Here is a 25,610-nt window from a genome sequence, read left to right on the forward strand (position 1 = left end):
GGGAGTGTCAACCAGTTCTAACAAACATTAATACGGCTAGCCAGCCTTGTTCCTGCTCACTCTATAACTGTTGACAATCAATTAATGGAGGTGCAGGAATCATGGCTAGAAGCAATCGCAAAGTGGTACCCGAAAGTCGTCAAATGCTGGATCAGATGAAGTATGAGATTGCTGCAGAGTTTGGTCTCAATGTAGGTTATGGTGGCAGAGGTTTAGCTGGTGCGGATACAGAATTTGGATCTGAACTGGGTGAAGTAAGTGATCATTCCTATGGGCAATACAAAGGGTGGGGACATCTGACTTCCCGCGAGAATGGATCGGTTGGTGGAGAGATCACCAAAAGGCTAATTCGCCAGGCAGAACAGCACTTATAGGGCATTTTCCTTACCCCATTTCGTTTGACACGTCTTGACAAATACGTTAAGATGGCACTTGAGGTATGCAACCTTTTCCACTAGGGAAAGGTTGATTTTCGTTTGAGGCAATTACCTGAAAAATCCTTATCTTCGGTACTGCGGACCCTGCGTCCTTATTCCATTTTGGAAAGCTTCGAGGGTACAGTGAACGAATCGCTGTCATGTTTTGTTCGGGCAATCGCCATACTACTAGTTATGGGAGGTTGAAACTTCATGTCTGTTAAAGGCCGGCATCTATTTACATCGGAGTCTGTAACCGAAGGACATCCGGATAAAATCTGCGATCAGATCTCAGACGCCGTTTTGGACGCGTTCCTGTTGAATGATCCTAATGCTCGTGTAGCGTGCGAAGTTTCTGTAGCCACAGGCCTTGTGCTTGTTATCGGTGAGATTAGCTCAGCGTCTGAATATGTGGACATTCCGTCCATCGTTCGTAATACCATTAAGGAAATTGGGTACACCAATGCCCAGTTCGGTTTTGATTATAACACTTGTGCAGTTCTGACTTCTTTGAATGAGCAGTCTGCTGATATTGCCCAAGGCGTTAACGCAGCGTTTGAGAACCGTGACCCGGAACAAATGGCTCGTGAGACAGAAAACATTGGTGCAGGTGACCAAGGTCTGATGTTCGGTTTTGCAACGAACGAAACACCGGAACTTATGCCTTTGCCAATCGCATTGTCCCACCGTATCGCACGCCGTCTGGCGGAAGTGCGTAAGAACGGTACATTGGAATATCTTCGTCCAGATGGTAAAACGCAAGTAACGATTGAATACGACGGTGATAAGCCGGTACGTGTGGATACAATCGTTGTGTCTACTCAGCACGCTGAAGAGACTACGCTGGAGCAGATCCAAAAAGACATCAAAGAACATGTAATCTTGCCTGTCGTTCCAGCTGAATTGCTGGATGAGCAGACTAAATATTTCATCAATCCAACAGGACGTTTCGTTATTGGCGGACCTCAGGGAGATGCAGGCCTCACTGGACGTAAAATCATCGTAGATACTTACGGCGGTTATGCACGTCACGGCGGTGGTGCGTTCTCTGGTAAAGATCCAACTAAAGTAGACCGCTCTGCAGCATATGCGGCTCGTTACGTAGCGAAAAACCTTGTAGCTGCAGGACTTGCAGACAAAGTTGAAATCCAGCTCGCTTACGCGATTGGTGTAGCCAACCCGGTATCGATCAACGTGGATACATACGGAACTGGCAAAGTCAGCGAAGAGAAATTGGTTGAGCTTGTGCGTAACAACTTTGATCTTCGTCCGGCTGGCATTATCCGTATGCTGGATCTGCGTCGCCCAATTTACAAACAAACCGCTGCTTACGGTCACTTCGGCCGTACAGACCTGGATGTACCTTGGGAGCAAGTCGACAAAGTAGACCTTTTGAAAGCTCAAGCAGGTCTGTAATTAGCTAACGTTATGTGGATCATTCAATGAGGCCCTTGGTTCCGATAAGGAATTAAGGGTTTTTTTGTGCTTCTATTGATATGGCTGCCTTGATTATCTTTTTCAGCGAATGTTCCCTCACATATCCCTTTTCCTGAAATCACGACGCTTATTCTTATTACATTGCTTGTCATAGACAAAATGAAAATTGTGGAATATATACCCAAATAACTAAATGAAATCCCTTCTCTAACCGAAATACATAATGAGGTCTGTACATCAGACAAGAGAAGAAATTCAGATAAGGGGGAAGATCAGTGGAATTGAAGAGAATTGCAAGAAAAGGCATGCTCGGAATCTTAATTGTTATGCTGACGGCTCAAGGTTGGCTTACGGGTTGGAGTGGAGTCGAGCAGGAAGCATATGCGGCCAATGAATTAAGTGCAAATGGAATAACGAATACTGTTCCTGCCGTGAAAGGAACGAATGTGGATAGTTCAGTACCATTCGTTATTGATTTTGATAAACCTGTTCAGAAGGCAACGGGTACACAAAGTTCAATCTTGATTAAGCGCTTGGATGATAATACAACGATGGGTTCGGTACTGGTATCCAGTGACCAAGTTGTGATTGATCCCACACCACCGATTACAGACCCAACGACACCCGATGCGGGGGACAGCACATCTGTACCAGCTACTGGCCTACGAGTGACGATTACACTGGGCAAGGATCTACCGGGAGCAACATACTACGTAGAGATAGATAATAAATCATTTGTTTACGCGGACAATACTCCATTTCCGGGACTGACTAACAAAGAGTGGACCTTTAGCACTCTGGGACTAGGCTCAACTTCGCTTGTGAGTAGAATTCCTGATAACGCAGCAATGGTATCTCCTTCAACTAAGGTAGTGATGACTTTCGATAAGCCGGTAACCGCAGGTAGAGGGAATCTCATTATTTATCAGGGAAGAGTTGGTGGTACTGTATTTGAGCAGATTCCAGTAAACGCAGGAACACCTCGAATTACAGGTTTTGGAACAAATACGATTACGATCGTTCCCACGAATAACTGGAACAACAACACTACATATTACATCGTAATGCCAGAAGGTTTTTTGAGGGATAGAAATGAGAATGATATCAGTGCAATTAGTGGGAATGTTTGGGGATTCAATGTCATATCCGATCCAACGTCCCTTATGGTATCTACTGTATCTCCCACAAACGGTACTACCAATGCACCCTTAACGGGAAATTTAACAGTTACGTTTAACAAAGAACTTGATCCGAATTACATTCAGAATGTAACGCTCAAAAAAGCAAATGGGGCAATTGTTGCATCTAAGACAGTCATTAATAGTGCAAACAATAGACAATTGCTGATTACACCTGCGAACGCATTGGATAGCAACACGAATTATGTGGTAGACATTCCAGCCAATACGTTTCGTGATAAAGCAGGAAATACATTTACAGGTCTTAATGGGTCTACATCATGGGCCTTTAAAACATTAAGTGCAGATACAACTGCACCTGTGTTGAAGAATGCTAAGATGCATAGCAATAACACCATTCGCCTGACGTATGATGAGTGGCTGTACAGCACTAATTCGCTGAGTAGTACCTATGCTGTAACTGTAAATGGTGAAAAGAGGAATGTCAGCTCCACTTATATCTCAGGTGACAGTGTATATGTTGTCTTGGATACGGGTGTAGCGGTAGGACAGGTTGTGCGGATCGCATATGCACCCGGTACTACAGGTAATCGTCTTACAGATCAGTCTTCCAATGCTGCGGCTGCTTTTGGCGCAAGAGATGTGGAGAATGGTTTAGATTCTGTCATGTCCAAGCCGCGGGAAGGTAACGTGTATTACAGTACAATTACGTTGTACTACCCTGAGACGGTATATATTACTTCAAGTGATGCAGCAAGACAATTCAGTGTAACTGCGGATCAGTATGCTGTAGGCATCAATAGCATATCGATCAATGGCAGCTCTGTGGTGACGTTGAATCTTAGTCGATCCATTACGGATGGTGAAGTCGTTCGGGTTGCATACACGCCAGGTTCATGGCCTGTTAAAGATACACGTGGACAGGCTCTTGCTGGATTCAGCGGCTTCTATGTCCGCAATTCAATTGATACCAAACCACCTGAGTTTAAGAGTGCTGAGGTGAGTGGTAACAAGTTATGGATGCGTTACAATGAACCACTGAGCACGACGAATAAACCGCTCAACAGCCAATATTCAGTTCTGGTCGATGGCAAGCCAGTCTTCGTTAATGATTCCGAGATCGAAAATGATCTGGTTACGTTAACGCTGGCTTCAGCGGTGAAGGATACACAAAATATATCGTTATCATATGTACCTGGAGCATTGCGATTAACGGATCTGAACAATAACCCAGCAGGATATCTCAATCTGACTCCAGTAACGTACACATATGGAAATGGCAAAATCCTTTCGGCTACGCTTCAGGAAGACACGGTTCAAATTAATTTCCGTGATTCAATCCAGTCCCAGGCTGCACTAACAGCATCTCAGTTCAGTGTAGTGATTGGTAATTCAACCACAACTGTATTGTCTGCTTCAGCTTCTGGCTCTGTGGTGACGTTGAAAGTGGATACTTCAGCAGTAACATCGACAGCTACTCAGACGGGAACGGTGAGTTATGTACCTGGGGCAGTGCCGTTACGGGATGCGTCGAATGTCACGATAACAGCATTTGGTCCACTTACGTTACAACAGACGAATAATAGTTCGAACAATAATCAGTCGGGAAACCGTCCTTCCTGGTTGTCGGAATTGGATGCAGCGAGCTATGGTCAGTCTTTACTTGTGATGAATAATACTACGGCTTCTGCTGTATCTGCGATGTCCCACTATAATCGGCCGACTCGTCAATTCAACGTGGATGCAACCAAGTTGATTCAGTCCTTTGAATACGATGGAGCAAACGGGAAATTGACTCAGCCGGTGGTATTTGAGATTCCGGACAGTGAATCGGCTGCGTATGTTGGATTCCCATTAAATGCACTGACTCAGATTGCTACAAGTTATCGCACAGGCACTATTGGTGTGAAATATGGCGATCTTCTCTGGACGGTGCCACTGTCTAATTTAGATATGGCGGCTATGAGTCGGAGTGTAGGAACGTCAAACACAAGTACAACGACAGGAGCAGCGGTTCCATCCTTATACGTTCAGTTAGAGACGGTACCTGTGTCTTCATCGGGGACGATGGAAGGCTTGATTGCAGGTGCAGGAGCACAGAAACTTGCGAATTATACGGATGTGTACCTGTTTGCCAGTAATGGTACGACCGATCAACGTGTGGAGCAGAAAGTGAAAAGTCAGTTATCCATGCAATTACCAGTAGGTACTTCTACAGTAACATCTGGATTCACTTATATTGATCCGGTTACCTTCATGTTATCAAACGTACCTAGCTCGTTTAAAAATACACCAGGAAGTGTAGTTGTCCAAGGACAACTGAATGGGAATCAATCGGTAGTTCCGGTCAACCATATTGTTAATTATCCGGACACCACATCACACTGGGCTAGTGCAGTTATTAAGGAACTCTCTGCCAAATGGATTATTAATGCACCAAATGGTTCTTACTATCGACCAAATGAGAATATATCACGTGCAGAATTCGCTGAATTGGTCGCCAGAGGTCTGGGTTTAAATGGAGAACCAACTGCAGCGAGTCGTTTCAGGGACGTTCGCAGTGGAAGTATGACAAGTGCCTATATCGGGGCTGCCGCTGAAGCGGGGATCATTACGGGGAATACCGATGGTACGTTTAAGCCGGATCGCCCCATTACGCGTGAGCAGATGGCGCTTATGATGGTACGTGCGATGAATTACGGTGGGAAAACAGTCTCTCTTCAATCTTCCGCTGCTACCACTCTATCCAAGTTCAAGGACAGCAACAAAATCCAGTCTAAGGATTCTGTTGCCAAAGCGGTGCAGGAGGGAATCATTCAAGGCATGACAGCCAGAACATTTGAACCTCAGGGAAATGCAACTCGTGCACAGGCAGCAGTCATGTTGAAACGGGTTTTGGACAAATTAGGATATCTATAATAGTAATTAGCTCTTTTATCTTAGTGAAGCGAAATCGATCAGGGGAATAAGTTCAACTGGTTGGTTTCGCTTTTTTATATTATAAAGTCATAAATTTCATGGATAGAGGGTGTAAATTTGCTTAAAAAAATGCTAGTATTTGTCCTCGTTCTGGGGTTAGTATCTATACCATCACTGGCTTATGCTCAAAATAATAAAGAATCCATACAACTGTACGTTAATGAAAAGCCTACAGACATTAAACTGATGACAAAATCAGGAACGGTGTATGTTCCATTTCGAGAGTTTATTCAACTAATGGGGTACCAAGCGGATTACTCAGTGGTAGATCGAGAGATTTCAGTTAAGATCGGGAAATCAAAATTTATCTTCCTACCGGATGATGGTTACATTAGTGGATCGGGAGATTATTACGAATTACAAAGGCCGGGTATTCAAATTGATGGAAAATTCTTTTTACCTATCCGTTATGCCGCCTGGTTAACCAAGCACTCGGTTAAGTATGATCAAAAGTCGAACACGGCTTGGATGGTAGAGTATGGGTATGGTCAAGAGAAAGAGATACTTGATTTGATAACAACATATGATAGAGCATTTACTGTAAAACTACTAGCTTCTAAACATATGCAGAGATTTTATCTGACTGAGAGTTGGATTGCACCCCAAGAAAGAGAAATCCCTGATTGAATCTACAATGTTGATATAACAAGCATTACATACGAATCTGCGAACCAGGCATTATTGTACGTTACTTATATTCATAATAATCAGGTAATAAATGACCAACATGAGGTCGTATTTCGAATTATAAAGGAGAACAATCAGTGGAAAATACTTCAGGATCGATATCTTTCCAGTAATACTGCGCTTCCAGAAGATATCGATAAATCTGTAAATATAGTAAAAGAGAATTTTAATGATGAGCAACAAAGAGTCCTATCTGACTTAAAGACATATTATAGAGCATATAATCAGAAAGATTTTGATTTAACGTATAAATATACTTCGCCATTTGATATTGAACGGATTAACGCAAATGCAGTTGATGAATGGAGGACATGGGAGCACATTACAAGAGCTTCTTTTGAGTATGGAGACACTACGTATCATATGTCTAATGAACGAGTCGTGTTCCTTGGGGAGAAGCAAGCTGTTGTCCATGCTACGATGCAATGGAGTAGTGTTTCAGAGAAGATAGAGCAGCATAGTTCTGAATATAACGCATTAATCTATCTTGATTATGCCAATGGGCACTGGAATTATAGTGATGAATTTAACATTGATGCTAACTACGAGGAAACCAATAGAGAGTTTCCCGAAATGTTTTTTCCAGAATTAGAATAGGATTCAACATAAATCATTATTCAGGTAGAACCCAGGTGCGCAGTTAATGCCGTGCATGGGTTTTTTTTGCCAAGAATATCCTCAAAGTTAGCTATGGGCGTAACTTTTTCCACAAAAAGCAGTCTATTAATAGAAGAGTATACTAGAGATCTCGCTATCGGCTGCCTACTTGGCAGTGTTCGTGATGTCTAAGATTGATATACAAGATGGGAGAGACGTTTCAGACATGCTGGGGAAACATGAGAAACAGCTGGAAGACGTTAAGGGCAGTAAGGTGAAGAAATGGGCGATTGTGACGCTGGCGGGTGTGATCTGGATTGCACCGGTGATGAGCGCAGGCGGGCAGATGTGGTCAGGGACTTCGTGGCAATCGGTGGCCGCAGCAGCATCTACCAATACAAGCAAGTTGAGTGAAGAAATTCTGACTTCGGGTGCGAAGCTCATGAAATACAGATATACAACAACACGTTCCGGTTCCAAGGTCAACGTACTGGCGGATGTCATCCAGGTGGATCTGCAGAACCCGTATGTGAAGCTGGATGTAATGACAGGCAAGGGCGGTAATCTGAACAGCAAACAGAGCACAGGTGCTATGGCTAAGGAAAATGGTGCAGTAGCTGCTGTGAACGGTGATTACTTCAATGTATCCGGAGAACTCGCGCCTATTGGTGGACAGGTCTCCGATGGCGTGCTGGTCTCCACACCTTCTGAGCTGTCAGGCATGTATGCCCTCACGGTGACCAAGGATGGCAAACCGATGATCGACGAGTATTCATTTGATGGGACCGTGAAGGCGCAGGATGGTTCAACCTTTGCTTTGCGTGGGATAAATAAAGAGGATTATACGGTAGAGTCGGGTGCGGTGAAGTATAGTCATGCCAACTCGATGTATATTTATACACCGGCATGGACCTCCACCAAGCGTCCGAATGACCCTTCCACAACGCCGACAGAGGTTCTCGTGCAGAACGGAGTAATTACCCAAATCTCGGATAAAAAAGCGCTTAACATGACGGTGCCGCAGGATGGGTACATTTTGCGTGCGCATGGAACAGCGGCGACATGGATCATGAGCCATCTGTCCGTTGGGCAAACCTTGGATGCGGATTACAAACTGAAAGCTAAAACAACCGGGGAATCGGTCGATCCAAGTAATCTGGAGATGATGATAGGTGGTCACACCATTTTGGTGAACGGTGGAAAGGCAGCATCCTTTTCCCGTGATATCGCATCTTCCGGTATCGGTGGCATTCGTGCAAGAACGGCAGTAGGGTACTCCCAGGATGGTCGGTATGTCTACATCATCGCCGCGGAGAAAAACAGTAACAGCAGCGGGATGTCACTGACGGAACTGCAATCCTTTATGACCAGTGTGGGTGTCTGGAAAGGCATGAACCTGGACGGAGGCGGCTCCACAACGATGGTAACACGTCCGCTAGGTGAGCAAACCGCTGGTCTGACGTTCAACACAGAGTATGGCACCGAGCAACGTCAGGTTGTAAACACGCTGGGTGTGTTCTCTACGGCTCCTGTAGGTAAACTGAAGGGCTTTGCCGTGAGTGGCAGTCAAACGTTGCTAGTGGGACAAGAGGGCAAGTACACAGCCAAAGGATATGACACCTACTACAACCCAATCGCAACAGGCGATATCAGCATGTCCTGGAAGTCCAGCAACAACGGCATCGTGAGTGTTAGCAACGGCACGATCAAAGGCGTGAAGCCAGGTACAGCAACGCTGACGGCAACGAGCAATGGAGCTTCATCCTCCATTAAAGTATCGGTACTGGGTGGAAGTGAGTTGGCTTCCCTGACAGCAGGATCGGGTCTCGGTTCGCTCAAAGCAGGTACAACGATGTCGATTCCTGTAACGGCGACAACGAAGAGCGGACAAAGTGTGACGGTTCCGGCAGACTCGCTGACATGGGAATTTATCGGATTCAAAGGTAAAGTTACTGCTGACCAATTAACCGTATCTTCCGTCAATTCCGGTGCACAAGTAGGATATGCGATTGGACGTTATGATGGTTACAGCACAGTCGTGGTACTCTCGGCTTCTGCAAGTGAAACGATCTGGGAGAACTTCGAAAATGTGAATTATCCGGTCAACTTCACCACGAACGCAGCGGGTGTAACTGGTTCGGCAACCGTTACAGCAGGAACTGGTGAGAAAGCCGGCTCCAATGTGCTGCAACTTGGTTATGATATGACTGCTGGAACAGGAAAAATGTACGCTTATGCACAACTGAATGGCTCTACCGGTAGAGAGGTATCTGCTGCAGCTACATCAATGTCGATGGATGTTATGGGAGATAAAAGCCTGAACTGGTTACGTGCCGAATTCACGGATGCCAATGGCAAAACGGTATATGCCGATCTCGCCAAGGCGATTGACTGGGACGGGTGGAAGAAGCTGAGCGTGGACCTGAACGGACTGAACATCGCCTATCCGGCGAAGCTGAAGCGGGTCTATGTGGTGAACGTGGAAGAAGGTCAGGATGAGCGTGCGAAATCAGGTACGGTTGCTTTTGACAATATCGCATTCACGATGCCTTCCAAGTCCAGTGAAGTTGGATTGCCTACGAGTATAGCTTCACTTGTGCTTGGACAGAAATCGATGACGGTGAACGGAACGAAAAAAGCGATTGATGCAGCACCGGTCCTTAAAAATGGTACAACGTATGTGCCAATCAAGCATGTTTTGGACGCTTTTGGTGGTCAGGCAAGCTGGGATAGCAAAAATCAGCGAATCACAGTATTACGTGGTGGCAAGCTGATTGATCTGGTTGTAGGGCAGAAAGAATTCATTCTGAATGGTAAAAGGCAGAGCGCAACTGTTGCACCATACGTAACGGGTGGTAGGACTTTAGTCCCACTTAGACTCGTTTCCGAGCAACTTGGTCTGACTGTAAAATGGGAACAGAAAACGAAGACCGTTACCATCTCATCGTGATATGGTATGATATATACCGGAAACGATAGAAATGGAGTCGAACAAACGTGGATTTACAAGCCGATGCCATAGACCGCGTCATTAAAAACGCCATACAAGTCATGGAAAACAGCAAATATCAAATGTTCGAAATCATGGACTCGACTCGCGATGAGCTGAAAACGCTCAACGAAGAGTTGAAGTCGGTGTTGAAGGAGACGGCGGAAACGATCGAGAAAGTAGATCAGTTGGAGCTTAACTACCGCCGTTCCCGGATCCGGCTGACTGAGGTTAGCCGTGACTTTGTCCGTTATTCCGAACATGATATCAAGCAGGCGTATGAGAAAGCAACACAGCTGCAGCTGGATCTGATGATTTATCGTGAGAAGGAAATGTATCTGAAGGCTCGTCGGGATGATCTGCAGAAGCGTGCCAAAAATGTGGAAGCTTCTGTGGAGCGTGCCGAGACCATCGGTTCGCAAATGGGCGTTGTGTTGGAGTACCTGTCGGGTGAACTGGGTCAAGTGACCCGGATCATCGAAAATGCCAAAAATCGACAAATGATTGGTTTGAAAATAATTTTGGCCCAGGAAGAAGAGCGGAAACGTATTGCTCGTGAGATTCATGACGGGCCTGCCCAGATGCTCGCCAATCTAGTGCTTAGGACGGAAATTGTAGAAAGAATGCTCATTAAGCAGGATTTTAAGATGGTCCAGGCCGAAATAGTAGATTTGAAAGGCCAGGTTCGTTCCAGTCTTGAAGAAATGAGAAAAGTTATTTTCAATCTGCGTCCTATGGCACTGGATGATCTGGGACTGATTCCAACGCTTCGGAAGTATGTGCAGGATTTTGAGGTAAAAACGAAAATCCGGTCGCTTTTTGAAACAAGAGGTAAGGAACACCGTTTATCTTCCGCGATGGAGGCAGCGATCTACCGTCTCGTGCAGGAAGGTCTGTCGAATGCTGCAAAGCATGCTTATCCCACTTATGTTGTAGTGGAAATTACATACCAGGCTCAGCTCGTCAAAATTGTCGTTCAGGACAATGGGCTTGGGTTCAAACCGGAGCTTCTTGCCAAGAAAAGCAAGGATCATACCCACTTCGGTCTGATTGGGATGAGAGAACGGGTTGAACTGTTAGAAGGAAGAATAGAGATTGAATCCGGAGAAAATCAAGGAACCAAAATAGTGATTCATATCCCGACAAACGTGGATAAGGGAAAGGAGTAGCAGGATGATGGAAAACCGTGATACTGGGAAAGCATCGATTAAAGTTCTTTTGGCTGATGATCATCAGCTTTTCCGTGAGGGACTGAAACGCATTTTAAATATGGAGGACGACATTGAGGTCATCGGCGAATGCGGCGATGGTATCCAAGTGCTCGAATTCTGCAATCAGGATAAACCTGATATCGTATTGATGGATATCAACATGCCAATCGAAAATGGGGTTGAAGCAACGGAGAAATTGCGTGAGCTGTTCCCTGATGTCAAAGTAATTATCTTGTCCATTCATGATGATGAAAGTTATGTATTTGAGACGCTTCGTAAAGGGGCTAACGGATATTTGCTGAAGGATATGGAGGCCGAGTCTCTGATCAATGCGATTCGTTCCGTGCATGAAGGACATGCGTTCATTCATCCGAAAGTAACAGGCAAACTGATCATGCAACTGCGTCGTATGACGTACCTTAATGAGACAGGGGCAATGAGTGAAGGAGCTTCGAAAGAAGCAGGTGTTAAATTTGTCGCTGGCGACAATAACCCGCTCACACGTCGTGAGGCTGAAGTACTTCGCTTGATGGCAGAAGGTAAGAGCAATAAAATGATTGGTGAATTCCTGTTCATCAGTGAAAAAACAGTAAAAAACCATGTCAGCAGTATTCTGCAGAAGATGGAAGTGGATGACCGTACACAAGCCGTTATCAATTCGATCAAATATGGTTGGGTTACGCTCTAATACCTTATGTTTTTCGTAAAGCAGTATTCTTACGGTAAGTCAGTCCATTGGTTGATTCAACCTAGACGGAGTATAGATTGGTGTTCACTCGCGCCCTTTCCACAATGTTGGATTGGTCTGCGGGTTAATGGACTTTATCACTGCAAATTAGCAAAGTATAAGGTTGTGCGGAACATATGTTCAAGCTTAGGCGTGAATGAATGACCTGGCCTGTCTTTCTTCGTCCGGTGTCGATCAGCGTGGAATATGAGTGATAGGAAATGCAAGTGTAACCCTTCAGGAAGTACAGCATATACTTGTTGTATACAGGGATGTTCGCCATGGGTGAGCATGACCTTCCGAGGAGGTGCAGTTGCCATGGTTGCTCATCTGACTATGATTCTGCTCATATACTTCCTGGCGGCAATGGCCGTTCATGCCATGCACCAGCGCCATCTTTCCCGTCCGGAATCTGAAGGTTTCGAGCAGATTCTGCTCATCCCTTCCAATCAGGCAGGGCGGATCGAAGGCATTGTAAGAGAACTTTGCCGGGAATTATTATACCGTGGTAAGAGCTTCAGATTAACAGTTGTCGCTGATCGTACAGAAGCGGAAACGATTACGATTATTGAAAAGCTTATGCAAAGGCAAGGCATGGAGACATCTTATCTGCCTGCTGTCCCTGCTGATATTGAACGGGTAGCACAGACCGATCACACGTTTCGACTGATTGATTTGCGTGAGTCAGAGCAATAAATCATGATGTGAGCGGGAAATGGGATTAACATTTCGCAGATCTACAGTGAAAAGATTACAGCAGAAGCTGTAGTCTTTTTTTGTAATTGTAGCCAAGTCTGCTTTTAAATTAAAAATGGGTTTTTATGCAATCTATGGTTATTGTCTGGGTTCTGGCGAATCCATGAGCACTAAAATAAACTTTTCGAAGTCAGAACTCTTAATTTAAAAGTATAGACGATTCAGATTGGAAAAAGTTTCGCAATTTTAGAGAAAGATTCTGGTTATTAGCAGAATTTTATGATGGATCATGTTGTGTGACTAATGTTGTGATGTAGAGATTCAATTGGTATAGTGATAAGTAAGATTGATCATAAGAAGATGGAATATGGACATGAAGCACATGCTCCGGCGAATAGCCGGGTTGGCATGTGCTTTTTTTGCGTTCGGAGAATGTGCGATGGGGGAGGAGAGTAAATGAAGGTTGCCTTATATGTGTGCCGTGTAGGGGAAGGGTGGAGTATGATCTTGTCCCTCGACATTCGAGTGGATGTGGCTTGGTGGCTCAAGGAGGGAAGTGGGCGAAATGTGCTGCGCTGGTTGTTGTTAGATAAGGCGTTGCCGTTAAGTCAGGCATCCTGGTTGGTTGAACATTATGAGATGGAGCGAGGTATGGATCAGTGGGGCCAGCGCGAATGGCAGAGTTATCTTGCACGGAAGCTGGATATGTATGAACTGGCCTCAGGGGAAACAGAGGCCAGAAAAGGTATAGCGGGCAAAGCGGGGAGTTCCGCTGTGCGTGGTGCGTTGGTAGGCGGGATGCCAGAGCCGTATCCCGCCGGGCAGTGGGCTCAGCTGGAGCGGGACGCGGCCCTGCTGGCTGAGCGGATCAGCGGCCGCCAATTACTGGCGGCCGAGGCGGAGGCGTTGCTGGCGGATACCGCCCAGCCGCCAAAGGAGTGGCGCGCGGCTGCGCAGCTCGCGCGCTTGCACGGGCGGCTGGGTATCACAGCCGCCCTCGAAGGGCCTGCCACGCGCCGTCGGCACGCGTGGCTTGGACGCGCGCGGAGCGCGCCCCGCTGCCACCGTTGTGGCAGCGAAGCCAGGCAGCGCGTGCCCTGCGCTGCCTGCGGCCTGGCGGCGTGCGCCTACTGCGAGGCCTGCCTCGCGCTGGGGCGCAGCCGTGCTTGTGCGCTGCTGCTACGCAGTGCAGTGCACGGGGCCGTGCCACGCGGCGAAGCACCGCGTGGCACGGCCTTGGCCCCCACCGGCGGCGGGCTCGCCCGGTGGGGGCTTAGCGCAGCGCAGAGCGCGGCAGCAGCCGCGGCGCTTGCGTTTTTGGCCCGCCCACCCGCAGGGGATGGGCCGGGGCGGTTCTTGCTGTGGGCCGTGACCGGGGCCGGCAAGACCGAGATGATATTCCCACTGCTCCAACATACATTGGATCGTGGCAGACGAGCTTTGGTCGCTACGCCGCGCAGGGATGTGGTGCTGGAACTGGCTCCGCGTCTAGCTAAAGCTTTTCCGGACACTTCGATCGCTACCCTATACGGAGGCAGTGACGAACGCTGGAAAGACGCTCAGCTCACGCTTGCGACCACACATCAACTGATGCGTTTTTATCAGGGGTTTGATCTCGTCATCATCGACGAACTGGATGCTTTCCCTTATCACAACGATCCCATGCTCGCTCACGCGGCGGCATCTTCCTGTAAACCAGACGGGAATTTTGTCTATCTATCTGCCACACCGCCTGCTCGGCTTCAGAGGGAAGCAGCACGGGGGAAACTCAATCATGCCAAAGTTCCAGTACGTTTCCACCGTCATCCTTTGCCCGTTCCAAGATTGGTCAAGATGGTTACCGTTGCTGAATGTATTAAGAAACGAAATTTTCCTTCTGCCTTGAGGACTAACATCCAAATTTCATTGAAGCGTGACGCCCAGGTATTTGTCTTTGTAACACGCATTGCCCAGATTGAGGCGTTTGTGAATCTAATGCGTCGTACCTTTCCCGGAATCCATATCGAAGGAACTTCATCTCAGGACCCTGATCGCGCTAGCAAAGTTACAGCCTTTCGTGAACGCAAAATTCGTTTGCTCGTAACGACAACAATTCTGGAGCGTGGCGTGACCATTCCGCGCAGTGATGTTTTTATATTGGATGCAGACAATAGTCTCTTTGATGAAGCGTCACTGGTCCAGATGGCGGGAAGAGCAGGGCGTTCCATGGATGACCCGGCGGGTAGAGTGGTTTTTGCATCATCTAATCGGACACGTTCACAGGTGAAGGCCGTTGCCCAGATTCGGAAAATGAACACCATCGCTCGTCGCAAAGGCTACCTGCATCCACCATCCAAGACATAATTGTCATCTGCCCAGTTCGTATCCACATATCACAATACATTCCCGAGACTGGAGGTATGCCCCTATGTTCAACTGGCTCAGCAACATAACCGATTATGCGCAGCACCTGACCGGACGTCTTCATCACCTGCTCGCCCCGCCGGGAGCGACTTGTTTAACATGTGGCACTCGAGCGATTCTGTCTTCAACTTATTCAGGCATATGCCCACGTTGTGTGAAACAGATCCCATGGATTCGTTCCATCCGTTGCCTGCGTTGTGGTCGGGGTGTCGGATGCCCCGACTGTGCTCGTCCACACATGCAAAACCGTTCTTTTATCTCCAACCGCAGCGCCGTACAATACAACCCTCTTATGAAAGAATGGATAGGCATGTACAAATTCAGAGGCCATGAAAGATACGCACCGCTCCTAACCGCGCTGTTGATTCAAGCCTTTCAAGCGATGAGAGAGGAGCAGAATTCTGCTTTGGCAAAAGAACCCCCAGCCCCCGTGGCTCATATCGCCACGCCTGCTCAACAAACGAAGCCGCAATGGCGGCCTGACGCGGTCACCTATGTCCCGGTGAGCGGCGAGCGCCTGGCCGAGCGTGGCTTCAATCAGGCGGAGCGGCTGGCTGCCGGGCTCGCCACCGCCTGCCGCCTACCCATTGTTGATCTGTTGCAGCGCCAGATCAACACCACCAAACAAAGCTTTAAATCACGCGGTGAGCGAATTGAAACGATGAAGAATGCTTTTTCCATCAGCCCGGATGGCATGCAGTTAATTGAAGAGCTATACAGGGCATCTCATCTGCCAACACATATGGGCATATCGCACGCCAAATCCATACAGTTACTGCTGATCGATGATATATACACAACAGGTAGCACCTTGGATGCTTGTGGGCGGGTTATTCTAAATGCTGGCTTCTACATGGGGATTCCGGTCGAGCTTTACACTCTGACACTGGCAAGATCCTAATTAATAAATGGGCTTTTAATATATTTATGGAATAAATTTTATTATTAATGTACGAATAGTATGCTCCGCGGGAGGAGATTGGAGCGATATTATAAGCAAAATGGCCATGAAAGGGATTTCGTATATGTGCATCCTGTTCCCCTTTTTTGCTTTGTAAATAGACTATGGCTTCATCAGAGAAAATAAGGTAATGTATAATTATTATCTATTCGGAAATGGAAGTTTGAGAGGGGCGTTTTAGCGATGAATCTAGGTAATTGTCCTCGCTGTGGTAAATTATATGCGTTGAATTTTCGAGATGTATGTTCAAACTGTATTAAGGAAATAGAGAAGGAATATCAGATCTGTGTAGATTATTTGCGCGAAAACAAGGGCACCAACATACAGGAGCTATCCGATGCAACGGAAGTTTCGATTAAACACATTACCAAGTTCATCCGTGAGGGACGAATTTCCATCGAGAATGCCCCGAATATGATGTATCCTTGTGAAGTATGCGGAACATTGATTCGTGAAGGTCATATGTGTGACTCTTGCCGCAATCGTTTAACGAAAGACTTGGCAGGAGCAGCTCGTGAAGTAGGTCAGAAGGATAACAACAATTTAGGCGGACGAACCTACAATGCTGTCGACAAACTACGCGATTCATAGGAGCGAGGGCTCAAATACATGTTTTGCTATAACAAATGTTTTGAAACGTACCGATAAACTTATTAAAGATTATCGGTTTTTTTTATTATCCTAATCATTTTGACAACATAAAGATTAAAGTAAGAAAAACGTATATCAACATAAACTCCTAATCATGGAAGGAAGTGCATTTTAAATGAAAATCAATGAACCGAGTAGAATTGGCGCCATCAATTCATATCAAAGGAACGTTGAATCCAATCAGCAGGCTGATGCCAAGAAGAGCCGCCGTAAGGACGAGGTATCCATTTCTCCGGAGGCGATGAAGATGCTTGAGGAACAAAGTCGTACGCAAGATGCAGGACGCATACAGCGGATACAGGAACTGAAAGAACAGGTCAGTTCGGGAACGTATCAGGTAGACAGCAGCAAGCTTGCTGATAAGTTGCTACCGTATTTTAAGTCTTTTGATAAGGAATAGGTGATCACGTAATGGCAGCACTGGACAGATTAATTGCAGTTTTGCAGCAAATGGAACAAAGTCACCGCGATATGCTGGCACTCAGCGAGGTCAAGAGACAGGTCATTGTCAAAAACGATGTGGATGAACTCATTGCCCTCCTCAACAAAGAATCTCGTTTCATGAAACAACAGGAGCCATTGGAGATTGAACGGCAGAGCGCAGTTCACGAATTGCTTCAGGAGCGGGGCATCAAGTCCATGCTGAACCTGAATATCACCGAGATCTCGAAGCTGATTTTTGATCCGGCTGACAAACTGCGATTGCTTGAAGTCCAGAAGAAGCTGGCGGGAACACTGCAGGAGTTAAAAGAAATTAATCAACTGAATCAAATGCTGATCGAGCAATCCTTGATGTTTATTGATCTTTCAATGGACATCTTTGCTTCTCGACCAGAACAGGATGCCACATATCAGCATCCTGCTGATAAGAACGGTAATCCAGGGCGAATCGGTCTGTTTGACACGCGTGCCTGATTAATTAGGGGGAAACCAGGTGACATCTACATTTCATTCAATCGAAACGGCTAAACGCAGTTTGTTCACACAGACGACAGCTCTTAGCACAACAGGCCATAACATAGCCAATGCCAACACGGAAGGCTACTCACGCCAAAAGGTAAACATGCAGGCATCTATTCCAATGGAGCCGTTCGCCTTTCTGCATAGCACAACACCAGGACAGCTTGGTACAGGGGTAGAATTTGACTCTATTACACGTGTGCGTGAGAAATTCCTGGATGACCAGTATCGCAATGAAAACACCAACTTCGGGAGTTGGTCCATTCAACGAGATACTCTTGAGAAACTTGAAGCTATTGTAAATGAACCATCAAACACTGGTTTTCGAACCGTTATGGATAATTTCTACAAATCATGGTCAGATCTGAGTAAAAATCCTGAGGATGTCACAGCACGGCGGATCGTCAAAGAAACAACCCTTGCTCTTACGGATGCGATGAATCAGATTAGCCGTCAACTGGATGCACTTAGCGAGGATCTGGATAGTAACATTGCTGTGAAAAGCAATGAAATTCAGGGCTACCTTGGTAACATTGCGAACCTTAATAGCGCTATTGTAAAAGTCGAGTCTCTTGGCGACAATGCCAACGATTTACGTGACCAACGTGATCTGATGACGGACAAGTTGTCCAAAATCATGAATGTTACAGTTACGGATTCTCCGCAAGGATATCAGGTTCAGATGAATGGACAGGCACTCGTCACTGGCGGTGCGGTACAAGTAGCGGTAGATCCTGCTTTTCTGAATGCTGCTTATACAGCAGGTACGCTCACTAACGGCGAGGTCCACGGTATGATCAAGTCCAGAGACACTTTGGTGACTGATTATCAGAAGCAAATGGACGACTTAGCTAATACGCTTGCTAATGGGGATATCGAGATCACCCTTCCTGCGGGCTCTGTCTTGCCGGATAATACTGTCCTGGATGGTGTTACATACACAGGTGCAGCACGGACACTGGCAACTGATCTGAAGGTTACAGTCAAAGGCCTAAACGGATTGCATCAGCTTGGATATAGTATGGACGGAACCAATTCGCCAGGGTTACCTTTCTTTACAGCAGCGGGTGGTGGAACAGCGATTACAGCTGGTAATATTTCATTGAATGCTGAAATCTTGGCTGATCCGAATAAGATTGCAACTTCGCTCCGAACCACTACGGATTCTTCAGGAGCAGAATCGGTGATTAAAGGTAACAATACACTGGCTAATCTACTGGCTAATTTGAAGGATACTCCAATGAAATCCGTTGATGGATTGCGTAATGCAACGATTGGTGCTCAGTTTAGTGCAATCGTTGGACAGTTGGGTGTTCAATCTCAGGAAGCGGCACGTCAAACGTCCAATTCTGAGTTTCTCGTAGAACAAGTGGACACTCGCCGTCAATCGGTCAGTGGTGTTTCCTTGGATGAAGAGATGGCCAACATGATTAAATTTCAGCATGCTTATAGTGCTTCTGCACGTTTTATGACCACATATGACCAATTGCTCGAAAAATTAATTAACTCTACCGGCGTAGTAGGCAGATAATAGAAAGGAGTGACATAACAGACGATGAGAATTACGAATAATATGTTGAGCTCGCAATTGATTCTTAACTTGAACCGGAATGCACAACAGATGAATAGTACACAAACTCAATTGGCAACGGGACGGAAGATCAACAAACCGTCTGACGATCCGGTAGGGATTACGTACTCCCTTCGTTATCGTGGAGAACTTTCTTCCAATGAGCAGTATCAAAAAAATGTGGATAGCGCGGTATCATGGTTGGATTTTAATGATACCGTTATGGATCAAGCAGGCAGCGTGGTTCAGCGGTTGAGAGAACTGACGGTGCAGGCGGCTACGGGGACTAACCCGCAATCTGCACTAGATAGTATCAATGAAGAAGTAAAGCAATTAAAAGCACAACTTGTTGATATTTCAAACAGCACGTTGAATGGGAAGTATGTATTTAATGGTGAAACCTACGATGTGAAACCTTATGATTTTCCTACCAGTGCTGACGGTTCGTTCGATACAACTAATGCTGCTTCCGTCGTTACTGATTCGGGTAAAATTAATTTTATCGTGGGTGAGAGTATCCAATTACCAATTAACGTAACCGGTAATGAAGTGTTTGGTGATTCTACGGAAGCCGATAATCTATTTGTAATCTTTAATACGATTAGTCAGGCTCTCGCCAGTGGTGATCAAAAAGAAGTGTCGAATCAGCTTGCAAACATTGATACTCGAACAAACAAGATGCTTGGGATTCGTGCAGAAATCGGGGCGAAAACCAATCGCGTCGAACTCATGCAAGGTCGATTAAGTGATCTTGAAGTGAACTTAACGGATTTGCAAGCAAAGGTTGAGGATGCAGATTACGCTGAGTTATCAATCAAGTCTAAAATCCAGGAAAACATATATAATGCTTCACTTTCTGCTGGTGCTAAAATTATATCTCAGTCATTAGTTGATTTTCTTAGATAACAAAGGAGAGATCATCTGATGAATACTCTTCCAGTGGTACAAATACACACAACGCCCACGCTATTACATATCGATGCGGACATTGGTCAGTATTCGATTCGTCAGCCGAAGGCGGAGGTCCAACTCCATACCAAGCCTAGTAAATTAACGGTGCAAAGCCATGCAATAGAGCTGAATGTGGATCAATCCAAAGCTTTTTCTGCCTATCATGGTGGGAATATGATCGATATGAATGCCCGAATATATTCGGGTATTCAGCAATTATTCATGCAGAATATGGCTGAGCGTGTGCAACAAGGAAATGATATGGCAGCCATCCACAAACCAGGCAATACGATTGCCAATATTGTAGGAACGAATTGGCAAGCTAAACCGTTTCCTGAGACACGCACGGCAGCTTCCTCTGATAATGTGGATGTACGTGTGTTTACGCAAGCACCAGACATTCGCTTTGAAGCAGCGGAATCCGAGATGAATGTAAATGTGAACAAGCCAGAGATTGAATATCAACGTGGTAAGTTGGATATTTATGTGCAGCAATATGCTTCTATACAATATACTCCGCCTACGATTGATATGGGATTATAATATATAATGTAGAGCTATAGACGGTTATAATACCCCGCTATAGCTTTTTTCTATAAAATCATCGCCAAGGAGGCGTTTATTATTTTTATTGAGACAAGTACATGGGGAAAAATTGAAGTAGATGAAAACAGCACATATCAATTTCCAAGAGGTCTGCCTGGTTTTGAAAACGAAACTAGTTTTGCACTAATCCCTTGGGAAGACACACCATTTAGTTACTTACAATCATTAACAGAGAAAGAGCTCTCTTTCTTGGTAGTCAGTCCATTTGAGTTTAAGCAGGATTATAGTTTTGAATTGAGTGAAGAAGATAAAGAAGAACTCAAAATCGAAGAAGATGTAGCTGTTTATTCCATAGTCACTATACATTCAGATGTGACAAAATCAACGATGAATCTCTTGGCCCCTGTTATAATAAATCCTGCACATCGGGTAGGCAAGCAAGTCGTTCTTCAGCAAACAGGTTATGTGACTAAACATCTCATATGGACAGAAGAATCGACTTCAGCGAAGGAGGGGGTCTGAAATGTTAGTATTGTCACGTAAAAAGGGAGAATCTATTATCATTCAAGATAATATTGAGGTTACTGTATTGGCAGTGGAAGGTGACACGGTACGGATTGGCATCTCCGCCCCCAAGCACATTGATATCTTTCGGAAAGAGGTATATGCCTCTATTCAGGAGGCTAATCGAGAGTCTGCAAAACCTGATGCTCCTAGTGTCGCTGCTTTTATGGAGTTGCTTCAAGGCATTGAAAACAAAAAAAAATAAAAATATTCCAATTTACTATTAACTGTTCTTCTCTTCCTGTCGATATATAGTTTAGACGCTGCTTCGGCAGGGCGGCCGACCTTAATGTCGCGGCGTTTACCACAAGGATGTGGAACTAACTTATTTTCAGGGAGGAAATTTCTAATGATTATCAACCACAATATTGCTGCAATGAACACTCACCGTCAACTGGGTGCAAACACAACTAACACAAACAAGGCTATCGAAAAATTGTCTTCCGGTCTGCGTATCAACCGCGCTGGTGACGATGCTGCAGGTTTGGCAATTTCCGAAAAAATGCGCGGTCAAATCCGCGGTTTGGATATGGCTACTAAAAACGGTCAAGATAGCATTTCCTTGATCCAAACAGCTGAGGGTGCTTTGAACGAAACTCACTCCATCCTGCAACGTATGCGTGAATTGGCAGTTCAATCTTCCAATGATACGAACACAGATTCAGACCGTACATCTCTTCAAAATGAAGTGGATGAGTTGGCTAAAGAGATCACTCGTATCTCCAATACAACTGAGTTCAATACAAAGAAATTGCTTAATGGTTTCGCGGCTGCAGGTTCTGGTGTAAACAGTGCAGCTAACCTGAGCTTCCATATCGGTGCAAACGCAGATCAAAACATCTCTCTCACAATTAAAGCTATGGATGCTGCAAGCTTGGCTGTTGGTGCGACTGGAGCTTCCTCAGCAACTGGTTCTACTGAAGCTAAAACAAGCGGTGGTATCAGTATCTCTAGTGCGGTGTCTGCAAATGCAGCAATCACAACAATCAATAAAGCAATTGAGACAGTATCCGCAGAGCGTTCTAAACTGGGTGCGTACCAAAACCGTTTGGAACACACAATCAACAACTTGGGAACGACTTCCGAGAACTTGTCTGCTGCTGAATCCCGTATTCGTGACGTAGACATGGCTAAAGAAATGATGAACCAAACGAAAAACAACATCTTGGCTCAAGCTTCCCAAGCAATGTTGGCACAAGCAAACCAACAGCCACAAGCTGTTCTGCAATTGCTTCGTTAAATTTAATTCATTACTTAATGGTAAGAAAAGGTTGTCGATTTTTACATCGACAACCTTTTTTACTATGCACAATTGAGGGTAAGATATCAAATTCACAAGAATATATATTAAATCAAATTTATGCATGTTATATAATTAATGGGTTATACGTAGGAAGTGCTCAAAAAAGGTATAAAAAGTAGATAATGAGACGATAAACAATAGTTTTATAGTTTTATGACATGTTGCCGTGTAAAGTTACTCAGAATGGTACAAAGAAAAACATAAAGTTAATAATAATAGAGGAGATGGATATGCTCAGGTCAATGATGAGTATACCTCAGGCTCGTTTATATATAAATTGAACTGAAAATTTTATCAAAATAGAGTATATTACCTTATATTTTACGATGTAATGTATATCTCTAATTAAATAATACTAATCAAGAGACGAGTGGATATAATGACCAAATCGATTTCACTTTGTATGATCGTAAAAAACGAAGAGCAGTATATAGAGCGTTGTTTAGAAAGTGTGAAGCAGGTCGTTAACGAGATTGTTATCGTTGACACAGGCTCTAAAGATGCAACTATTGATATAGCCAATAAATATACCACAAATATCTATTCCTTTGACTGGGTGAATGATTTCTCCGCAGCGAGAAATTTTGCTATAAATCATGCAAAATCTGATTATATTTTAGTGATGGATGCTGATGAGTATTTAGAAGAATATGCAGATTTACAAAAAGACTTGATTAAAGACTACGATTATTATGTATTCAATATCAAAAATCACATGAAATTCAATAGGTCCTTTACACACACTGCGGTGAGAATGTTCCGAAATCATGTTGGTCTTAAGTATGAAAATAGATTGCATGAGCATCTCAATATACTGGAGAAAAACCACGAGTATGTCGGTGATATGTCGGCCTGTACGATCGAACACGTAGGGTACATGGATGAGGAGATACTTGAAGAAAAAAAGTATAAGCGTAATTTGCCATTAATGAAATTGGAAGTTCAGGAGCACCCAACGGCCTATAATTTATTTAATATGGGAAAAACATATTTTGGTATGAATGAGTTTAAGAAGGCGGTTCCTTATTTTCAAAAATCGTATTCTTTAGGTAAGGATAAAGTATATTTACCTGAGTTATTTACTAAGTTAGCATTTGCGCTTAATGAGACTGGCCAAGTTAATGATGCTCTCTCGATATTGAATGATGCTACAGTTCTATATCCGTTAGAAACAGAAATGAAATACATTCAAGGGATTATTTTTATGAATAATGGGTATTACAAAGACGCTGAGAAGTGTTTCTTAAATTGTTTAGAATTAGGAGATCAAGGGACGCTGATCACTGAGGGCAGCGGAAGTTACATGGCTCATCTTCAATTATCAGATGTTTATGAGAGAAGTAATCAGTTAGATAAAAGTTACAATGCAAGAATTAACGCTATGAAAGTAAAAGGGGATTCTGCTCATGTGCTACAGGATTACTTGCAGTTTACACTAAGGATAAACCAGCCTTTAGATGACACTAAACAGATTATTGAAGATTACTATAGAATGAATAATATTGATGACCTTCAAAACTTAATGAACGTATTATACAGCTTGCGTCATCCATTACTGAACGTTTATTTGGGAAAATTCAAGATTACAACTGAACCTCATATTCATGCTATAGCGAAAATATATAGTAAAGATAAGAACCAAATGAAAACCGTACTAGAAGAGATCCGTGACATGGAAAAAAGAGAAATAGTTCAAGATATCTTGCTTGTAGGATATATCTTTAAGGAAGCTAGTTTAGCGAATAAAATTCAAAATTTAATGAATTTCGGAAATAAAGAGATGAAAGTCATTAAACAGCTACTTAAGGGAGAACTATTAACTGGATCACTCAGTTCTGCTCTGCAGCCTGTATTATTTTCATTATGTAGACAATTAATAATAATAGAAGAGTTTGAATTATTCCAAGATCTCACTGAGAAGCTGATAAATAACGATCCCAAAAATCATTTTGGGGTATGTAAACTTCTGAGTGAATTTAGATTTGATGAATTAGCTATTGATATGTTAATTGTAACGTTTAAGGATTCTCCTAATAATCCGGAGGTTGTTCGTCTGTTGGGAGATTTGTGTTTCCGTAATGGCTATTTGGAAGATGCAGAAATTTTTTATACCAAATTATTAAACTTAGATTCCAGTTATGAAGTATATGAACGGAACTTCAGGCTCTATGAGAAAAAAAATGACACACAAGGCATGATGAAAATTGGAAATGGGATCGTGGAGAAGTTCCCTGCAGTTTCCTGGGTCCATGAGCTTTATCCTGTAAGTAATCGTCTTATCAAGTGAAATATTTGGAGTTGACCCAAACTATTGGTGTGGATCTACAGCCATGCCATGCTTTAATTTACAACATCTCTTCATTCTATGTTTATACTTACCGATAAATATAATAAATAATTCCATCGGGGGATGAACGATGAATCTACAGTTCTCACTTTCAACGAATTCAGTGAACAACAGTACTTCAAGTTCTTTAAGTCAACCAAGTGAAGCATCAGTAAATCTGAACACACAACTCATTCAAGCGGCGAGAAACGGCGTTGATATGTCTAAGCTTGAACGGCAAGGGATTAGCATTCCGTCTGGTGACGAACATCTTATTAAAGCGATCGACAAAGCTGTAAAAGCCCTTCAGGGGCCTACAACAACTTTGGAGATGAGCGTTCATGAAAAAACTCATCAAATCTTAGTGAAAGTCCTGAATAAAGAAACCGGTGAATTGATTCGCGAAATTCCGCCTGAAAAAACATTGGACTTGGTAGCCAAGATGATGGAAATCGCCGGTATCCTGATTGATGAAAAGGTATAGGAGGTTACTATAA

The 25,610-nt window shown here is 44.4% G+C and carries 22 protein-coding genes; all 22 read left to right on the top strand.

Going from position 1 to position 25,610, the window contains the following annotated elements; all coding sequences use genetic code 11:
- Window positions 1-101 precede the first annotated feature (101 nt).
- The 22 genes from J2Z28_RS29160 to J2Z28_RS29265 all read left to right on the top strand — a co-directional run bounded on the left by J2Z28_RS29160 (window position 102) and on the right by J2Z28_RS29265 (window position 25,597).
- Window positions 102-374, top strand: coding sequence for an alpha/beta-type small acid-soluble spore protein (locus J2Z28_RS29160; protein ID WP_017691962.1), 273 nt, complete (start codon window positions 102-104; stop codon window positions 372-374).
- A 255-nt stretch (window positions 375-629) separates the two neighbouring features.
- The gene (metK, locus tag J2Z28_RS29165) at window positions 630-1,832 is read left to right on the top strand and encodes a methionine adenosyltransferase (RefSeq protein ID WP_211085523.1); all 1,203 of its coding nucleotides are present in this window, start codon (window positions 630-632) and stop codon (window positions 1,830-1,832) included.
- A 296-nt stretch (window positions 1,833-2,128) separates the two neighbouring features.
- A complete protein-coding gene (locus J2Z28_RS29170; protein WP_211085524.1) occupies window positions 2,129-5,911 on the top strand; it encodes an S-layer homology domain-containing protein in 3,783 nt (1,260 codons plus the stop codon).
- A 117-nt stretch (window positions 5,912-6,028) separates the two neighbouring features.
- A complete protein-coding gene (locus J2Z28_RS29175) occupies window positions 6,029-6,598 on the top strand; it encodes a stalk domain-containing protein (protein ID WP_211085525.1) in 570 nt (189 codons plus the stop codon).
- A gap of 54 nt (window positions 6,599-6,652) precedes the next feature.
- Window positions 6,653-7,255, top strand: a complete 603-nt coding sequence (locus tag J2Z28_RS29180; protein ID WP_211085526.1) for a hypothetical protein — start codon at window positions 6,653-6,655, stop codon at window positions 7,253-7,255.
- A gap of 226 nt (window positions 7,256-7,481) precedes the next feature.
- Window positions 7,482-10,205: a stalk domain-containing protein gene (locus J2Z28_RS29185; RefSeq protein WP_211085540.1), complete on the top strand. Its 2,724-nt coding sequence runs from the start codon at window positions 7,482-7,484 to the stop codon at window positions 10,203-10,205.
- A gap of 47 nt (window positions 10,206-10,252) precedes the next feature.
- Entirely contained in the window at window positions 10,253-11,413 is a 1,161-nt protein-coding gene (locus J2Z28_RS29190; protein ID WP_036612500.1) for a sensor histidine kinase, read from the top strand.
- 7 nt (window positions 11,414-11,420) lie between these two features.
- Window positions 11,421-12,143 carry a response regulator transcription factor gene (locus tag J2Z28_RS29195; protein WP_026081439.1) on the top strand — a complete coding sequence of 241 codons (723 nt, stop codon included), beginning with the start codon at window positions 11,421-11,423 and terminating at the stop codon, window positions 12,141-12,143.
- A gap of 357 nt (window positions 12,144-12,500) precedes the next feature.
- Complete coding sequence (locus J2Z28_RS29200; protein ID WP_036612497.1) at window positions 12,501-12,878, top strand: hypothetical protein; 378 nt, start codon at window positions 12,501-12,503, stop codon at window positions 12,876-12,878.
- A gap of 456 nt (window positions 12,879-13,334) precedes the next feature.
- Window positions 13,335-15,221 (top strand): helicase-related protein, encoded by a 1,887-nt coding sequence (locus tag J2Z28_RS29205; protein ID WP_211085527.1) that lies wholly within the window; start codon window positions 13,335-13,337, stop codon window positions 15,219-15,221.
- A gap of 64 nt (window positions 15,222-15,285) precedes the next feature.
- The gene (locus J2Z28_RS29210; RefSeq protein WP_244988599.1) at window positions 15,286-16,182 is read left to right on the top strand and encodes a ComFC family protein; all 897 of its coding nucleotides are present in this window, start codon (window positions 15,286-15,288) and stop codon (window positions 16,180-16,182) included.
- A 243-nt stretch (window positions 16,183-16,425) separates the two neighbouring features.
- The gene (locus J2Z28_RS29215) at window positions 16,426-16,833 is read left to right on the top strand and encodes a TIGR03826 family flagellar region protein (RefSeq protein WP_211085528.1); all 408 of its coding nucleotides are present in this window, start codon (window positions 16,426-16,428) and stop codon (window positions 16,831-16,833) included.
- A 175-nt stretch (window positions 16,834-17,008) separates the two neighbouring features.
- A complete protein-coding gene (gene flgM, locus J2Z28_RS29220; RefSeq protein ID WP_047840678.1) occupies window positions 17,009-17,293 on the top strand; it encodes a flagellar biosynthesis anti-sigma factor FlgM in 285 nt (94 codons plus the stop codon).
- A gap of 11 nt (window positions 17,294-17,304) precedes the next feature.
- Window positions 17,305-17,808 (top strand): flagellar protein FlgN, encoded by a 504-nt coding sequence (locus J2Z28_RS29225; protein ID WP_211085529.1) that lies wholly within the window; start codon window positions 17,305-17,307, stop codon window positions 17,806-17,808.
- A gap of 19 nt (window positions 17,809-17,827) precedes the next feature.
- The gene (gene flgK / locus J2Z28_RS29230; RefSeq protein ID WP_211085530.1) at window positions 17,828-19,384 is read left to right on the top strand and encodes a flagellar hook-associated protein FlgK; all 1,557 of its coding nucleotides are present in this window, start codon (window positions 17,828-17,830) and stop codon (window positions 19,382-19,384) included.
- A 24-nt stretch (window positions 19,385-19,408) separates the two neighbouring features.
- A complete protein-coding gene (gene flgL, locus J2Z28_RS29235) occupies window positions 19,409-20,329 on the top strand; it encodes a flagellar hook-associated protein FlgL (protein WP_211085531.1) in 921 nt (306 codons plus the stop codon).
- An 18-nt stretch (window positions 20,330-20,347) separates the two neighbouring features.
- On the top strand, window positions 20,348-20,917 hold the full coding sequence (locus J2Z28_RS29240) for a DUF6470 family protein (protein ID WP_211085532.1): 570 nt from the start codon (window positions 20,348-20,350) through the stop codon (window positions 20,915-20,917).
- Window positions 20,918-21,028: 111 nt separating this feature from the next.
- The gene (gene fliW, locus J2Z28_RS29245; RefSeq protein ID WP_342357564.1) at window positions 21,029-21,442 is read left to right on the top strand and encodes a flagellar assembly protein FliW; all 414 of its coding nucleotides are present in this window, start codon (window positions 21,029-21,031) and stop codon (window positions 21,440-21,442) included.
- A 1-nt stretch (window position 21,443) separates the two neighbouring features.
- Complete coding sequence (csrA, locus tag J2Z28_RS29250) at window positions 21,444-21,689, top strand: carbon storage regulator CsrA (RefSeq protein ID WP_024631614.1); 246 nt, start codon at window positions 21,444-21,446, stop codon at window positions 21,687-21,689.
- A gap of 144 nt (window positions 21,690-21,833) precedes the next feature.
- Window positions 21,834-22,724, top strand: coding sequence for a flagellin Hag (gene hag, locus J2Z28_RS29255; protein ID WP_211085533.1), 891 nt, complete (start codon window positions 21,834-21,836; stop codon window positions 22,722-22,724).
- Between the two features lie 442 nt (window positions 22,725-23,166).
- The gene (locus J2Z28_RS29260) at window positions 23,167-25,074 is read left to right on the top strand and encodes a glycosyltransferase family 2 protein (protein ID WP_211085534.1); all 1,908 of its coding nucleotides are present in this window, start codon (window positions 23,167-23,169) and stop codon (window positions 25,072-25,074) included.
- Between the two features lie 130 nt (window positions 25,075-25,204).
- Entirely contained in the window at window positions 25,205-25,597 is a 393-nt protein-coding gene (locus J2Z28_RS29265; RefSeq protein ID WP_211085535.1) for a flagellar protein FlaG, read from the top strand.
- Window positions 25,598-25,610: the final 13 nt, after the last annotated feature.

It is taken from the genome of Paenibacillus xylanexedens (assembly GCF_017874615.1).
Taxonomy (GTDB): Bacteria; Bacillota; Bacilli; order Paenibacillales; family Paenibacillaceae; genus Paenibacillus; species Paenibacillus xylanexedens.

Excerpts from the sequence above, each read along its gene's own strand:
- J2Z28_RS29160 (WP_017691962.1), top strand. The coding sequence starts at position 102 with ATGGCTAGAAGCAATCGCAAAGTGGTACCCGAAAGTCGTCAAATGCTG.
- metK (WP_211085523.1), top strand. The coding sequence starts at position 630 with ATGTCTGTTAAAGGCCGGCATCTATTTACATCGGAGTCTGTAACCGAA.
- J2Z28_RS29185 (WP_211085540.1), top strand. The coding sequence starts at position 7,482 with ATGCTGGGGAAACATGAGAAACAGCTGGAAGACGTTAAGGGCAGTAAG.
- J2Z28_RS29195 (WP_026081439.1), top strand. The coding sequence starts at position 11,421 with ATGGAAAACCGTGATACTGGGAAAGCATCGATTAAAGTTCTTTTGGCT.
- J2Z28_RS29200 (WP_036612497.1), top strand. The coding sequence starts at position 12,501 with ATGGTTGCTCATCTGACTATGATTCTGCTCATATACTTCCTGGCGGCA.
- J2Z28_RS29205 (WP_211085527.1), top strand. The coding sequence starts at position 13,335 with ATGAAGGTTGCCTTATATGTGTGCCGTGTAGGGGAAGGGTGGAGTATG.
- J2Z28_RS29210 (WP_244988599.1), top strand. The coding sequence starts at position 15,286 with ATGTTCAACTGGCTCAGCAACATAACCGATTATGCGCAGCACCTGACC.
- J2Z28_RS29215 (WP_211085528.1), top strand. The coding sequence starts at position 16,426 with ATGAATCTAGGTAATTGTCCTCGCTGTGGTAAATTATATGCGTTGAAT.
- flgM (WP_047840678.1), top strand. The coding sequence starts at position 17,009 with ATGAAAATCAATGAACCGAGTAGAATTGGCGCCATCAATTCATATCAA.
- J2Z28_RS29225 (WP_211085529.1), top strand. The coding sequence starts at position 17,305 with ATGGCAGCACTGGACAGATTAATTGCAGTTTTGCAGCAAATGGAACAA.
- flgL (WP_211085531.1), top strand. The coding sequence starts at position 19,409 with ATGAGAATTACGAATAATATGTTGAGCTCGCAATTGATTCTTAACTTG.
- J2Z28_RS29240 (WP_211085532.1), top strand. The coding sequence starts at position 20,348 with ATGAATACTCTTCCAGTGGTACAAATACACACAACGCCCACGCTATTA.
- csrA (WP_024631614.1), top strand. The coding sequence starts at position 21,444 with ATGTTAGTATTGTCACGTAAAAAGGGAGAATCTATTATCATTCAAGAT.
- hag (WP_211085533.1), top strand. The coding sequence starts at position 21,834 with ATGATTATCAACCACAATATTGCTGCAATGAACACTCACCGTCAACTG.
- J2Z28_RS29260 (WP_211085534.1), top strand. The coding sequence starts at position 23,167 with ATGACCAAATCGATTTCACTTTGTATGATCGTAAAAAACGAAGAGCAG.
- J2Z28_RS29265 (WP_211085535.1), top strand. The coding sequence starts at position 25,205 with ATGAATCTACAGTTCTCACTTTCAACGAATTCAGTGAACAACAGTACT.